The sequence below is a fragment of the Pseudomonas sp. SJZ131 genome, from assembly GCF_007828705.1.
GTDB classification, from domain to species: domain Bacteria; phylum Pseudomonadota; class Gammaproteobacteria; order Pseudomonadales; family Pseudomonadaceae; genus Aquipseudomonas; species Aquipseudomonas prosekii.
Genome location: NZ_VIVC01000005.1, coordinates 51243 through 66145 on the forward strand (window position 1 = coordinate 51243; position 14903 = coordinate 66145).

The following is a 14903-nucleotide window of genomic DNA, read 5'->3' on the forward strand; positions in this document are numbered from 1 at the left end:
TTCAGGTTGACCATGCTCGTGACCACAGCACTGCCAAGGAAAGCGACGCTGTCCCCGCCACTGGACACGCGGTATCACGTCGAAACGCCGGAAGGCATCGACTTGCCACTGCGCCCGGCCGGGTTGCTGGTCCGTGCGCTGGCGTTCAGCATCGACCTGGGTGTGCGCGGGTTGATCCTCGGCCTGCTGTTTATTGTCCTGGCATTTCTCGGTCGACTCGGCGCCGGGCTCGGTTCGCTGCTGCTGTTCGCGATCAGTTGGTGGTACATGGTGCTGTTCGAAGTGCTCAATCAGGGGCGCTCGCCCGGCAAACACCTGATGGGTTTGCGCGTGGTGCAGGACGACGGCACGCCGATTGGCTGGTCGGCCTCGTTGCTGCGAAACCTGCTGCGATTTGTCGATATGCTGCCGTTCGGGTATTTCCTCGGCGCCATCAGTTGCCTGCAACACCCCACTTTCAAACGCCTCGGCGACCTCGCCGCCGGTACGCTGGTGATCTACAGCGAAGCAAAACTGCGCCGCCCGGAATTGCCCGAGGCCCAGCCCCGGCGCCCGGCGTTTGCCCTGACATTGACCGAGCAGCGGGCGATTCTCGGTTTCGCCGAACGCCAAAGTGAATTGTCGCCAGCGCGGGTCGATGAACTGGCCAGCCTGCTCGCGGCCCCTTTGCACGTTGCGCCGCCGCACGCCGTGGCCGAACTCAACGGTATCGCTCGCGGCTTGTTGGGTCCGACATGAAGCAAAGCCTTTTCGAGAGTCGGCACAAGGCCGAATGGGAGCACTTCGCGCTGGTCCTCGAACGCCTGGAGCGCGGCAAGCCTACTGCGCGCATCGCCAGTTTCCCCAAAGACTATCGTCGGCTCTGCCATCATCTGGCACTGGCGCAAGAACGCGGCTACAGCAGTTTTCTCGTCGACTCGTTACAGCATCAGGTGCTGCGCGGGCATCAGCAGTTTTATCGGCACCGCAGCCGGTTCGGGGCGAATGCGCTGGCGTTCATCCTCGCCGACTTCCCGCGACTGGTGCGCCAGCAGTGGCGGTTTGTGCTCGCGGCGGTGCTGATGTTTTTTGGCAGTCTGATCGGCATGGGACTGTTGGTTTACCTGTTCCCGGAGCTGATCTACAACCTGATCCCGGCCGATCAGGTCAGCGAGATGCAAAGCATGTACGACCCGGTGGCCGGGCACCTCGGGCGCTCGGCCGAACGGGCCGCGAGCGAAGACTGGGTGATGTTCGGTTACTACGTGATGCACAACATCGGCATCGCGTTTCAGACCTTCGCCAGTGGTTTGCTGTTGGGTCTGGGCAGCGTGTTTTTCCTGATCTTCAACGGTTTGACCATCGGCGCGGTGGCCGGGCACCTGACGCAAATCGGCTACGGGCAAACCTTCTGGTCCTTCGTGATTGGCCACGGTGCCTTTGAATTGAGCGCCATCGCCCTGTCCGGCGCGGCGGGTCTGCAACTTGGCTGGGCGCTGATTGCCCCGGGCCGCTTGCCCCGCGCCGAGGCGTTGCGGGTGGCGGCGCGCAAGAGTGTGCTGCTGATTTGCGGGGTGATGCTGTTTCTGTTGATTGCCGCGTTTGTCGAAGCCTATTGGTCGTCGATGACCACGGTGACGCCGCTCACCAAATACCTGGTCGGCGCCGCGTTGTGGTTACTGGTGCTCGCTTATCTGCTGCTCGCCGGACGGACTCGCCATGCGCCTGAGTGATGCCACCGTCGTCATTCGCCCGCGTAACAGCTGGGAAGCCATGGACCTCGGCGTGTTGCTGAGCCAGCGCCATCGACGCCTGTTGATGACCAGTTGGGCCATCGTCACTTTGCCGATTTTCATTCTTCTAAGTGTGCTGCTGTGGGATTCGCCGTCGCTGGCGGTGTTTATTTTCTGGTGGCTGAAACCGGCGTTCGAACGCCTGCCGCTGTACATCCTGTCGAAGGTCCTGTTTGGCGAAACGCCCACGCTCAGACAAGCGCTGCGCGAATGGCCGCGCCTGCTCAAGCCGCAATTATTTGCCAGCCTGACGTGGCGGCGCTTGAGCCCGAGTCGCAGTTTTGTGATGCCGGTGGTGCAACTTGAAGGCCTCGACGGCGTGCAACGTCAGCAGCGTCTGGCGGTATTGCTGCAACGCAATGCCGGCGCCGCGCAGTGGCTGACGATCATCGGCGTGCACCTGGAAACCGCGTTGTGGGTCGGCCTGATGGTGCTGTTTTACTTGCTGCTGCCGCAACAGATCGAACTCGATTGGGACTGGCAAAGCCTGATCGCCGCCGCCAGTCATGACTGGTTGTGGCTGGAACACCTGACCAACGCCTTTTACGCATTGGTGCTGGTGGTCTGGGAACCGATTTATGTCGCGTGCGGTTTCAGTTTGTACCTGAACCGGCGCACGGTGCTGGAGGCCTGGGATATTGAACTGGTGTTCCGGCGCATGCGTCAGCGCCTGAGCAGCGCGGCGGCAATCTTGCTAGTGGCGCTGATTGTGCTGATCCCGAACACGCAAACGCTGTGGGCCGCCGAGCCGGTGATGTCGCCGGACGCGCCGCGCCTGCTCGATCAGCCGCTGACCAGCCAGGCATCGCGCGACAGCATCAAGGCAATCCTCGAACAGCCGCCGTTCAAGAACAACGAATCGGTGACCCGCTACCGTTTCGGCGAGGAGCAGTCCGCCAGCCAAAGCCAAGAGGATGGCAGCGCCCCGGACTGGTTGAAAACCCTGCTGAGGTTGCTCGACGGCCAGGGTTTCGGCGCCATCGCGACACTGTTGGAAGTGCTTTTGTGGGGCACGCTGATTGCCGCGCTCGGTCTGTTGATCTGGCGTTATCGCGAGTGGTTGCAGGCGTTCGTCAGCCGCCGACCGACCCGCCGAGCCCAAGTCGAGCGGGCGATACCCAAGCAACTGTTCGGGCTCAATGTGCATCAGCAAACCCTGCCCGCCGACGTCGCGGCGGCGGCCGAACAACTCTGGCAGAGCAATCCTCGCGAAGCGCTTGGCTTGCTTTATCGCGCGCTGCTCAGCCGGTTGTTGCATGACTTCAATCTGCCGTTGAAAGACGCCGACACCGAGGGCCAGGTGCTCGAGCGCGTCGGCCACCTGCAGCAACCGGACTTGCTCGCGTTCAGCCAAACCCTCACCCAACACTGGCAAGCCATGGCTTACGGGCACCGCTTGCCACCAGCGCAGTCGCAGCAGCAACTGTGCGACGGCTGGCGAGCGCTGTTTCACTCGGGAGCCGCGCATTGAGCCGGCGCGGATGGCTGGCGCTCGGCGCGGTGGTGGCCCTGTTGCTCGGTGCTTTGGGCGTTTATCTGTACCTCAACGCCACGCCGTATCAGGAGATTGTCGACCACGGCCCTTCTCCGGAGGCACGGGCCAATCCGTATCTGGCGGCTGAGCAGTTTCTGCGCAAACAAGGATTGGCAGTCACCCACGCCAACAGCCTCGACGTGCTGCCCGGCATCGACCCGCACCAGAACAGCCTGCTGCTGTTCGGTGATCGTTCGAACATGACCCCGCGCCAGGTTGATCAAGTGCTGAACTGGACCCGTGCCGGTGGCCGATTGCTGTTTGTCGCCGAGGCGCTGTGGGATGAAAAAACCGGCCAGAGCAATGACCTGCTGCTCGACCGGGTGCAAGTGCATCAATCCCTGAGCAAAGACCTCAAAGAGCCGCCGCCAGACTCCCTTGACGATGCCTTTCCAAAACTGACCAAGCTGTATCTGGAAGATGAAGAGGCGCCCGCCTACGCCGGTTTCGATACTGCATTCCATCTCGAAGACCCGAACAATCTCGCGCAGGCCTGGGCCAACAGCGGCAAGGCAACGCACATGATGCAACTGACCCACGGGCTCGGATCGATCATCGTGGTCACCGACGCCGACCTGTGGATAAACCCGGCCATCGCGCAATACGACAACGCCTGGCTGCTTTGGTACTTGAGCGCCGACACCAGCGTGACGCTGCTGTACAACAGCGAACACGATTCGCTGCTGACCTTGCTGCTGCGCTATTTTCCGCAAGCGCTGGTGGCCCTCGCGGCGTTGATCCTGCTCGGTTGCTGGCAGGCCGGCGTGCGCCATGGGCCGCTGTTGCAACCACCCGCGAAAGCCCGCCGGCAACTTCAGGAACACCTGCGCGCGAGCGCCGATTTCATGCTCCGGCGCAACGGCCAGGACAGTCTGCTGCAAGCCTTGCAGCACGACATCCTGCGCCGCGCCCGCCGCCGCCATCCCGGTTTTGAACAACTGGCGGTTGCCGAACAATGGCTGGTGCTGTCGCGCCTGACCCGACAACCGACCCGCGCCATCAGCCAGGCCCTGAGCCCGCGCCCGAAACAGCGGCTGTCCAGCGCTGAGTTCAGCCGTCAGGTCGCCCACCTGCAAACTTTGAGGAATGCCTTATGAGTGACATCGAGCCCGGCACCGAACAACACGCCGCCCAGCAACGCCAGCGTGCCAGTCAACTGGCGCAGTCGGTGCGCGGCGAATTGCGCAAAGCCGTGATCGGCCAGAACAGCGTGATCGACGACGTCCTGACCGCGTTGATTGCCGGCGGCCACGTGTTGCTCGAAGGCGTGCCGGGGTTGGGCAAAACTTTGCTGGTGCGCGCCCTCGCCCGCTGCTTCGGTGGCGAGTTTGCGCGGATCCAGTTCACCCCGGATTTGATGCCCAGCGACGTCACCGGGCACGCGGTGTACGACCTGCAAACCGAGCAATTCAAACTGCGCAAAGGCCCGTTGTTCACCAACCTGCTGCTGGCTGACGAGATCAACCGCGCGCCGGCCAAGACCCAGGCTGCGCTGCTCGAAGCGATGCAGGAACGCCAAGTCACCCTTGAAGGCCGGGCACTGCCGATCGCGCAGCCGTTCATGGTCCTCGCCACGCAAAACCCGATTGAACAGGAAGGCACTTATCCACTGCCGGAAGCGGAACTGGATCGCTTCATGCTCAAAGTGCGTATGGATTATCCCGACGCCGAGCAGGAGCTGGACATGGTGCGCCAGGTCAGCCGTTCAACCCGCGCCGACATGCTCGACGTGCAGCCGCTGCGCACGGTGTTGCAGGCCAAGGACGTGATGGCGTTGCAGCGGATTGCCAGCGACTTGCCGCTGGACGAACACGTGCTCGACTACGCCATCCGTCTCGCCCGCGCGACGCGCACCTGGCCCGGCCTGACGTTAGGCGCCGGGCCTCGCGCATCGATTGCGCTGGTGCGTTGCGCGCGGGCGCGGGCGTTGTTGCGCGGTGGCGAGTTTGTGATCCCGGACGACATCAAGGGCTGCGCGCTGGCGGTGTTGCGCCATCGCGTGCGGATCGCGCCGGAGCTGGATATCGAAGGCCTGAATGTCGATCAGGTGCTGCAACAGCTGCTCGACCAAGTCGCGGCGCCACGCCTGTGAAACCGTCGCGTCTGCTGCTGATCTGGCTGTGCGTGCTGCTCGGTTTCGGCATGGTGCTGGGGACGTTGCGCGCGCTTGAATTCGCCCTTCCAGACAATCTGTCTTCGATCAGTTGGGCGCTGTTGCTGGCGCTGCTGGTGTTGAGCGTGATCGACGCAATCCGCCTCAAACGCTTGCCCGCACCGCGGCTCAAACGGCAGATGCCCGGCAGCCTGGCACTGGGCCGCTGGGGCGAGGTGCAACTGGAAGTCGAACACGATTTTACCGATGCACTGACCGCGCACATTTTCGATCACGTCCCCGATGGATTGAGCTTCGAACACCTGCCGCTGACACTCGAGTTGCAACCCGGCCAACGCAGTTTGATCAGCTATCGTCTGCGCCCGTTGCGCCGTGGCCATTTCAGTTTCGAACGGTGCGAAATCAACCTGCCGAGCCCGATGGGCCTGTGGTCCGCCAAACGCTTGCTGAGCGTCAGCGACAGCACTCGGGTCTACCCGGATTTCGCGCGCCTGTATGGCGGTGAATTGCTGGCGGTGGACAACTGGCTCAGCCAACTCGGTGTGCGTCAGCGGCAACGGCGCGGCCAGGGGCTGGAGTTTCATCAGTTGCGCGAGTACCGCGAGGGCGACAGCTTGCGCCAGATCGACTGGAAAGCCACCGCCCGCCAACGCACGCCAATTGCCCGGGAATATCAGGACGAACGCGACCAGCAGATTGTTTTCATGCTCGACTGCGGCCGCAGCATGCGCAGCCAGGACGGTGAACTGAGCCACTTCGACCATGCGTTGAATGCCTGCCTGCTGCTGAGTTACGTCGCGTTGCGTCAGGGCGATGCCGTCGGGTTGAGCACCTTCGCCAGCGATCAACCGCACCACCTCGCCCCGGTCAAAGGGCCGGGCCAACTCAAGGTTTTGCTCAACGCCGTTTACGACCTCGCCAACACCCCGCGCCCCGCCGACTATCAGGCCGCCGTCAGCCACTTGCTGGCCCGGCACAAGCGCCGTTCATTGGTGGTGCTGGTGACCAACCTGCGCGATGAAGATGACGAAGAATTGCTCGGCGCGGTCAAACGTCTGGGCCAGCAACATCGCGTACTGGTTGCCAGTCTGCGCGAGGACACGCTGGATGAATTGCGCCAATCGCCGGTGCAAACCTTGCCTGAGGCGTTGATGTATTGCGCCACGGTGGATTACTTGAACGCGCGGGCCGAACTCCATGAGCGCTTGAGTGCTCATGGCGTCCCGGTGCTGGAGGCCCGGCCCGCAGAACTGGGGGCCGGGTTGGTGACGCGGTATTTGAGTTGGAAGAAGGCTGGGGTGTTTTAGTTTTCCTGCGTGATCTGCGCGCAGTTTGCGAGGTTCGGGATGGGTAACGAGGAACCCATCGACATGGCATTCAGCGGGGACAGCTTGAGCAGGCGAGACGCCTCCAGTTGCAACGCAAACGCGCCGCCCCGCGACCCTGAAACCGTCCAACTCAAGCCTTCGGTGGTGAATGTTCGTGCCTGGCCTAGCGCCGGTCGGATCGTGTTCAATCCCAACTCGTTAGAAGCAATGTAGCCTTTCAATCCGAGGCTGATCTCACGTCCGAGCAGGTGGCTGTTCGAGTTATCGACCGACAACTTGATCATATGCACCTGGGTGATTCGCGGAAATCGGGTCTGAGCCCCCCAAACCGTGACGGGTTCATCGTTCAATTGCACCCTCGCATCATCCCAAGGCACCGCCGTCACTGACTGGACGCTGAATGAATGCGTAACCGTCGACAACGCGTCATTACCGACACCCTGCAGCGTCGCAACCACATCGACACGTTTGACCTCTTCTGCGGTATAAGCAAAATAAGCCCAGCCATCACCATCGGTCAGTACACGCACCGGTTGCTCTTCTACGGTAAAGATCACTTCCGTGCCTGCCGCCGCCCGCAATGTGCCGGTCGACCGAATGTTGAGGCCCAACCACACACTTTCCCCGACAGCTGGATCAAACGCGGCTTCGTGCACCTCGCCAATCTCGATACGGTAGTGCCCGACTGGATCGTCATCCATGCCCGACGTTTCCTCCAGAGGCGGCGCCGCCACAGCGCCGGAGCCAGGGGCGAGGATGCCAACCGCCAGCACGGTAAATGAAAACTCTACGGTGGGCGATTTACCCGTTCCGTCATACGGGCTGGGCACCGTGGCAATGATTTTGATATCGCCAGGCTTGACAGCCTCGTAGGTAAAACGCGCCCATCCATTGCCTGCCGACGGTACTGGGGTCGAAACCTCTCCCTCTTGGAAATCCACTGCAAAGCGGTCCACCGATAAGCCGGTGTAGTAAGAACGCGGATGGATCTCCATGACGACCTGTTCGCCTAAAACGGGATCGTAGGTCGGGCCACGAACGTCGCTCTCGTTGATGATCATTCGGTTGTGCCCTAACGCCAAGTCAAGCGCCGGGTAAACGAAGGAAGCTTGGGTGAGTGATAGTGCGAGGCCTAATGCTGCGCTTTCAGTACTGTCACGGCAGTCAAGTGTCCACGACAGGCCTGCGCTGCCCAGCTCACGTGCTGCGCCCGGCTCAGGCTCAAGCTTTACGTGCGGTGAAACGCTGGGTGGATTCACCCACGAGGCGGCGACTTCCAGGCCGGTCAACAAGCTGCCTGGTTTAGGTGTGAAGCGTAAGGTGTGTTGACCGCCCAGACACGGATACCAGGTGGCCCCGTCAGGCTGGGCCTGATCATCCAGTGTGAAGGTGCCCTCTTCCGCCAGCGTTTTGGCCAGTAATCGACCTTGCAACGTATAGGTGTCCAACTCGTCATGACAGACGTGCAACTGGAAACGGGCACTCGTTGTGGCGGACGAGCGGACGCTCCACACCAGCCCCTCGGCGGTCATTTGCCGTTTTTCCGCCAGCGGCGGGTCGAAATCGAAGGCCAGATCACCCGTCTCGCTGAGCAGATCGAGATAGATGTCTTCGTTCAGCAGGATGTCGTCCAGCGGCATGATCCGCAGCTCGACCGCCTCGGCATCGCGAAAGCACAGAAGCCCGGTTGGCCCTTCCCCGCGGCCGTCCAATGTCACCGTGACCAAACTGCTCCATGGGTCCTCAGCCAACACTTTGATCGCAAATTCGTGTTTGACCTCAGGGCCCCGGTAGGGGCTGGCGGCTCTGGCGCTGACAGTGAAATCACCCTCTTGGACAGGTTCAAAAGGGTATTCGCTGCGCCCATCGTCACCTGATGGCAAGATTCTGCCTGGCGCACCGTTGAGGCTCCATTCGACGTCGATATTGGAGACACTGCCCACACCAGGCACCCGCGACAGTATTTGCACTTCCAAGGGCAGGATGGCACCGCCCACCGATGGAAATCTGCTCGGTTGACTGACCTCACCAACGGCCAGCCAGTTATGCGCCAGTTTGAGTGTTTGCAAGGGCGCAGGCAGTAATAGTTTTGAGCAACTGATACTGAGTATGATCGAGCTGTCACGGCGGTTTTCACACGCCATGCTCCACGTCACGCCTTGCCCGGCGATCGGGCTCCAGCTCTCCAATGCAGGGTGGACAACAATGCCCAAGCCCGCAGCGGTGTCTTCGCCCAGCCAAAGCAATGCAAGATCGGTTTCGGCCAACGCATGTCCAGGCGCAAACTTCACGCTGATTTCATGACTGCCACCGCGGCAGGGGTAAGCGATATCCGCGCCCCACGGCGACTCGACGTCCGGCGCGTCCAGCCCGAACGTTGCACCGAGCCAAGGATCTTGCTGCAACGCTGTAACCTCAAATGCGTGGCACGCATCTTCTTTTTTATAGTGGCTGTCGACACTGGCGACGATCTGCCACTTGCCCTCCAGTTCCGGCGTATAGACCAATGTGGCTTCACCGTTGCCGTCGGTGGATGTTTTGCACAGCTCACGATCGTCTGCCGGGTTTGCGCCTTTCAAGGTCCAGGTGACTTGCCGATCTGCCATTCGGGTTTGCGTGTAATGGGACTCCACCCGCACCTGCAATTCGACGTTTTGCCCAAGGTCGATGACCGGATAGTAGATTGCTGATTGCAGCGCAATGACATCCAGTTGAAAGTGCCCGCTGATCGCAGCTAGCGGATAGTCCAGGGCAGTGTATTGGCTACGCACTGCCAGCCTGTGCCGGATTTCTCTGTCCTCGACTGCCCAGGCGCAATAGATGCTCCAGGGCTCAATCAGCGAACGCTCCTGTCCCCATGGCGGTGCAGCAGAGAGAATATTTTGCGGGTCAGCTGTGCCGCCCTCAACCAGCAAACCGGCCTGCGTCCCGACCCACAGACTGTCCGCCACCGGTGTCAGTGCCACGTTATGCGTCGCACCAAAACACAGATGCAGTGGCTGATCAGGTGATTGCGTCTCGCCATCGATTGTCACGTGGGCCAGCCGCAATGGCTCCAACATCAATTCCACTCGCACGAAAGCAACGCGCAAACCACGACCCATTCCGGGCGAGGCATTGGGCGGCGTGATGAACGTGAATGTCACGCTCGTTTCTTCACAATCCAACGCGAGTGCATACGGGTACTCGACGAGGTAAAGATCCAGCAGCACGCCTTCGCCATCAACGACCGGTTGCGACAGGCGTGAAGGCACAAGCTTGAGTTCCACTTCGCCGCCCATTCCCGGCGCCACGCGCAGTGTGCATTCGGCACCCTGCGTCGCCTCGTAATGGAAGATCAATTTATATTCAGCCCGGCCGATCGTCGGACGCGGCAGCGGCGCCAGGCTAACGGTCTGGCTGGCACTGCCCTGATTCACCGCTCCCATGAAACCAACCAGCTGGTTTTCCCACATCCCCGATTGACGTGTGACGAGTTGGGAATTGCTAATCTCCCAACCGTCCAGATTCTCCGGGAATTCGCCGTTTTCGATGAAGCTCTGATTAGCTAGAACCTGACGCTGGATCATGGCTGTATCCTCTTCGCGCGAGTAGCGGACCGGGGTTTGGTGTCGGGCTGGTCGAGCATTGCGCTGACGCTGGGTTTGAGTTCATCTTCGACCAATGCAGCAAAACCGGGACCGCCATCCCGTGCTTGATAGACCAGGGTAAGAATGATGTCTGTCACTGACTCCAAAAGGCTTCGTTGCAGGGCCTGATCCGCCCGTGGGAAGGTCAGGCGATATTTGGCGTGCGCGCCGGTTCCTTCAAAGGGTGCATAGCGGCCGTCGTCCAGAACGTCGAACAAGCCGTTGTCGTTCAACCCGTGCGACAGGCCTATTTGTTGGTAAGGACGCAGGTTTTGCACCAGTTTGTCAGCCGCAGGAACGGACTCTGGAGCGGAGCCATGCAGGTATCTGACGGCGCCGATGTCGGGCTCAAGGATGGTTGCGCTGCTGTCCTGGATCAACACGGCGCAAACATTCTGGTAGGGTCCCAGCAACGCCGGGATCGTCAATGACAGCTGCTTGACCTGCCGGCAGTAGTGGCCCGGATAGTCTTCGTTGAACATTTTTTCGTTCAAGCTGAATTCGACATTGCCTTCATCGAGTGCCGACTGCCAACGATCACCGAGTAACGTTTTCAGGGAGATCGATTTGGTCAGCTGCAAGCGATGCTCATCGCGTTTGATGCGGGCGGTAGCCATCCTGAGCAAATCGAGTTTGAGCGAATAACCGGCAGTGAGCCCGTGATAGGTATCCATCCAGACGTCAGGACGGACAAAGCGCGTTTTGTAATCTCCCATTTCGTATTGCCAGCAGGTTTCAGCGCACAGAGCAAGCCCGGCGACAACGTCGTACACCTGATAAATCAGTGTCTTGAGCTGGCCGACCACCCAGTTGCTCAGCTCCCGTCCGGTACTTCGATTCTTGTAAAACGCGTAAACGGCACCGGCCTGGGTGTTGGCAATTTCAGCCTGCAGCAACGCAGCACGCGCGGCCGCAATCGCGTGTTCCTGAGCCAACAGTTGTTCGCGCACCACGCGCGACTCTGCATGCGACTGGTCCAGCGTATGCTGCCAATCTTCCTGGCGCCGACGGTATTGCTCGTTGATGCTGGCCTCGTCAGCTTCGCCTCTCATGTAATCGGCAGCCATTTGCAGCCCCTCGGCCACGGCATTCGGAATAGCGGCCAGGCGTGCGCCGCCAGAGGATGTGCCGAAGACATTCGGAATCAGATCCATTGCAGCGCCTAAGGTCCTGAACGCACCAGAACCTACCGCGATATATCTGGCGCTCTGATAACTCTGCAGAACTTCGTTCTCGATCCGCGAAACACCTTCATCGACCAACTGCTGATAGTGCAATGCACGCGCCTCAAGCATGCTCTCGCTCTGGCGCAGTGATGCTGCCGTCGCCTCCAGCTGCGCAATGGTCGCTTCGTGGATTGACCGCGAATATTCCGCCAGCTCTATCATGTGGCCCTGTTGCAGCTCTTCGAGTTCGCCCCGATCGCGCATGTCCAACCAGGTTCTGACCTGCTCCTCGTGCTGGATCAGAAACTCCGTCCCTTGCAGCGCCAGGCTGTGCACCGTTTGCCATTTGTAAGGCACGACCTGTACCTGCCCGCCCGGTGAGCGCGAAGTTCCCTGATGCGCGTTAGCCTGGGCACGCAAGAGGTCCAATGGATCCAGAGGTTGACTGAACAATGGAATCGACAACGGCTGACCATCGATCGAGCGGTTGTGACGTAAATTGTCGAGCCGCTCTTTGAGGAGCGCCCACACCGCGCCGGGACGCTCATTGACGCCGGGGAGGAATACTCCGGAGCCCAGCAAATCGAAGCGCGGAGTGGTTTGCATGCCAGTGGGCACATCCGCCAAACCCAGATTCAGGCTTTGCTCAAAGTTCTTGAGAGGTTCGCGCTCGGCGATTACGGACAGCAAATCTTCCAGCGTCGTCGGGGCCCATGAACGGATGACCTGCGCGTTCGGTTCGCGGCCCATCAGGGACAATGCGCGACTGTAGTTCAGTGCTGCTGCGGCCATGCTGTCGTAGTCGAGACGGCGGAATTGGCTATCGCCCCAATCAATCAGGTTTTGCACATAACGCAGAAAAATGGCGATCTTGAAGTGCACCGGTGCGCAGTAGCCGATCGCATCAGGATCGGACGGTGCCGCGCTTTCGTAAGAGCACTCCAGCGTGGTGTTCTGCAAAGGTCGGCAGCGCCAGTACGCGGGAGCCGCGATCACCTCGAGATCGCCGGGCAACGGCTCGTCCGGCGGGGTAATAGCACGCGCCACCGGATTGAACACATAGGCATACCAGCCTTGCGCTTCGCGATAACGACCCTCGGCCGAAAGGCGTGAACCGACCAGATCCGGGGTATGGAAAAACAGCTCCCAGAAATACAAACCGTTGCAACCGTCAAAGGGTCCGTTCTCTTCAATCGTAAGATCGGGCAGCGACGGTTCGGCGACGTGCTGGGTGTCCCAGGAAAACAATGCATCGACGGAGATTGCAGCGCGACTGCTCAGCAACGGGCCGAATGTGGAATTCAAACGGCTGTACTTGAGCGCCTGCGCTGGATCGTTGAAGCTCAGGAACTGTGCACCTTGCGAGCTGTTTTTATCGATCGAAGGCGTTGTATACAGGCGTGGCGACTGCTTCAGCAGAACGGAAAATTGATTACTTCCGTACACGTCTGCCTGCACGGCGCCGAATCTGAAATCGATTGGTTCATTGACAGGGAAGTTGGTCAGTTCCAGCGAAGCCGTTCCTCGACGGTATGTGCGCCATGGAGTGGCATATTGGCCATTGAGCAAGCCTGTCGATGTCCAGTCAAAAGGGTCGCCATCAGCCATGGCGGGATACTGAAGCCTGAGTTCGACGGAAGCATAAAGCGCTCGGGACACCACTTGATTGCGCTCGTTGCCGACGGCTTCACCCTTTTCCTGCAGAGAGAAACCGGCGCCAGCGAGAATATCGTCGGCGTTGTTGCCAAGCAGGTAAGCCAACGAAATATCGTCAAGGGAAGCGACCGCTTGTGCGACCCATATTCCGTCACCGATCGAACCTTCCTTGAAGTCGTCTATCGCGAACGTGTGCACCAAGGCTTTTTTACCGACATCACCGAGTTGCAGTGCATGCGCTTGAGTTGGCCGCGCGCGAGTAGTCAGCGTAATACTGAGCTCCCGCTCCCCGGCGTCGACGATGCTGACATCAACCGATGGCGAACTCGTCGATGCTCTCCAGTTGATCGACAACCGCTCAAGGACCCGGCCAGTCTCGCGTACCGCAGTGCAGCGCCCGCGAACCCTGAGCACTTCGTAAAAATTGCTATCCGTGCCCTGCTCGCGGGTATGAACAGCATCCAGGAACAGATGGTCTGTGAGCGAACCGATCGGGCTCGCAACGCTGCTGATGGTGACCGTCGAGTAATCCCGAGGCAGCAGCTTCTGTTGCAAGCTATCGGCATCGCGGAATCGGGCAAAGGTCGCCTGCATCAGCGTTGGCGCATCGTCGGCGACCTTGCGAAACAGCGCATCGCGGGTTTCATGGATCTCTATTTCGTGGAACGCGGCCAATCCGTCCAGCCCCTGACGATTGGTATAGCAAACGGCCAGACGATCATCACGCGGGTCACCGTCGCCCAGGGAAACTACAGTCAACCGGCCATTCGATACGTCGTTTTCGCAAACCCGTCGATGTAGCGACACCGGCGCCGACCATTGGCCATTCAAGAAACTGGCAGAGGCTTTGATCTCCAGCGCCCAAGGCTTTTGCACCAGCCCATTGGCGTCGACCTGGCGCTCGCTCCATTCACACCACACCAGCACCGTGCGCCCCCACACGCGCACCGGACGAATATCGACCACGGTGTCTTGCGTAGCCAGTTCGATGGCTCGCCATTCCCCCCACGCGGCGGGGTTGATCTTTTTTTGTTCGTTGTCCAGTTCGACTTTGACAGTGCGCAGATGATAGGCGAACGGTGGCGTGCGTTCGCGTCCGACCAGGTAATACCAGGCGTCTTGAACCGACGCGCCATCGATGTAGCCGTTCAGTACATCCAAATCGCAAACCCGTTGCAGGCTCTGGGTGTATTCCATCAAGCCCTTTTGCACCGAATCGCTGCTCAGGCGCATCTGATTAAGGTTGTTCTCCAGCGAGCGGAACAACTGCGTTTTTCCAAGACGCAGTGTCGGAACGATGTAATTTTCGGCCTGATCCTGCAAGGTGACGTTCGCTGACCAAGTGCTGTAGTGGCTGAGAATCCGATACCAGTACTCAATGTCTTCCGGGTCGAAATGGGCAGCTTCATAGCCCTCCTCCATTCCGCTGTAGACCGACTGAATGTGTTGCTGCAAGCACCGCACGTTGGCAGCGATCCAGGTCGCGTCCAACTGTGCGCCGCTCTGGACATCGAGCATCAGGTAATCACTGAGGTCATCGGGGGTGCGCAGTACCACCGGTCCCTCCCACAGAAGCTGCCCCAGAATCGCTTCCACCATGGCGGCCGTGTACTGTTCCGTCAGCTCATCAATCTGCAATGTTTGCATGATGTTTCTCCTGCTCCTGCGTGATGACTCGGCACACACAGCACCTTGCCAACCAGTG

Annotated in this window: 8 protein-coding genes; 6 read left to right on the forward strand and 2 right to left on the reverse strand. The window is 60.1% G+C overall.

The genetic code is table 11. The features are described 5' to 3' along the window. Nucleotides 1-12: 12 nt before the first annotated feature. The 6 genes from FBY12_RS21285 to FBY12_RS21310 are packed head-to-tail and all read left to right on the forward strand — an operon-like array spanning nt 13 to nt 6726. A complete protein-coding gene (locus FBY12_RS21285; RefSeq protein WP_145255644.1) occupies nt 13-738 on the forward strand; it encodes an RDD family protein in 726 nt (241 codons plus the stop codon). Continuing rightward, nucleotides 735-1712 (forward strand): stage II sporulation protein M, encoded by a 978-nt coding sequence (locus FBY12_RS21290; protein ID WP_121731379.1) that lies wholly within the window; start codon nt 735-737, stop codon nt 1710-1712. The genes FBY12_RS21285 and FBY12_RS21290 overlap by 4 nt, the downstream gene beginning before the upstream one ends. After that, nucleotides 1699-3243, forward strand: a complete 1545-nt coding sequence (locus tag FBY12_RS21295) for a DUF4129 domain-containing protein (protein WP_145255647.1) — start codon at nt 1699-1701, stop codon at nt 3241-3243. The genes FBY12_RS21290 and FBY12_RS21295 overlap by 14 nt, the downstream gene beginning before the upstream one ends. Then, entirely contained in the window at nt 3240-4403 is a 1164-nt protein-coding gene (locus FBY12_RS21300; protein ID WP_145255650.1) for a DUF4350 domain-containing protein, read from the forward strand. Before FBY12_RS21295 ends, FBY12_RS21300 begins: the two co-directional genes overlap by 4 nt. Next, complete coding sequence (locus FBY12_RS21305; protein WP_145255653.1) at nt 4400-5398, forward strand: MoxR family ATPase; 999 nt, start codon at nt 4400-4402, stop codon at nt 5396-5398. Before FBY12_RS21300 ends, FBY12_RS21305 begins: the two co-directional genes overlap by 4 nt. Next, nucleotides 5395-6726 carry a DUF58 domain-containing protein gene (locus FBY12_RS21310; RefSeq protein WP_145255656.1) on the forward strand — a complete coding sequence of 444 codons (1332 nt, stop codon included), beginning with the start codon at nt 5395-5397 and terminating at the stop codon, nt 6724-6726. Before FBY12_RS21305 ends, FBY12_RS21310 begins: the two co-directional genes overlap by 4 nt. Here the strand turns inward: FBY12_RS21310 and FBY12_RS27700 are convergent. After that, a complete protein-coding gene (locus FBY12_RS27700; RefSeq protein WP_178111788.1) occupies nt 6723-10316 on the reverse strand; it encodes a hypothetical protein in 3594 nt (1197 codons plus the stop codon). The genes FBY12_RS21310 and FBY12_RS27700 overlap by 4 nt on opposite strands. After that, nucleotides 10313-14845 (reverse strand): neuraminidase-like domain-containing protein, encoded by a 4533-nt coding sequence (locus FBY12_RS21320; RefSeq protein ID WP_145255658.1) that lies wholly within the window; start codon nt 14843-14845, stop codon nt 10313-10315. Before FBY12_RS21320 ends, FBY12_RS27700 begins: the two co-directional genes overlap by 4 nt. Nucleotides 14846-14903: the final 58 nt, after the last annotated feature.

Bases quoted from the DNA above. Each gene is read 5' to 3' on its own strand.
- FBY12_RS21290 (WP_121731379.1), top strand. From the start codon at position 735: ATGAAGCAAAGCCTTTTCGAGAGTCGGCACAAGGCCGAATGGGAGCAC.
- FBY12_RS21295 (WP_145255647.1), top strand. From the start codon at position 1,699: ATGCGCCTGAGTGATGCCACCGTCGTCATTCGCCCGCGTAACAGCTGG.
- FBY12_RS21305 (WP_145255653.1), top strand. From the start codon at position 4,400: ATGAGTGACATCGAGCCCGGCACCGAACAACACGCCGCCCAGCAACGC.
- FBY12_RS21285 (WP_145255644.1), top strand. From the start codon at position 13: ATGCTCGTGACCACAGCACTGCCAAGGAAAGCGACGCTGTCCCCGCCA.
- FBY12_RS27700 (WP_178111788.1), bottom strand. From the start codon at position 10,316: ATGATCCAGCGTCAGGTTCTAGCTAATCAGAGCTTCATCGAAAACGGC.
- FBY12_RS21320 (WP_145255658.1), bottom strand. From the start codon at position 14,845: ATGCAAACATTGCAGATTGATGAGCTGACGGAACAGTACACGGCCGCC.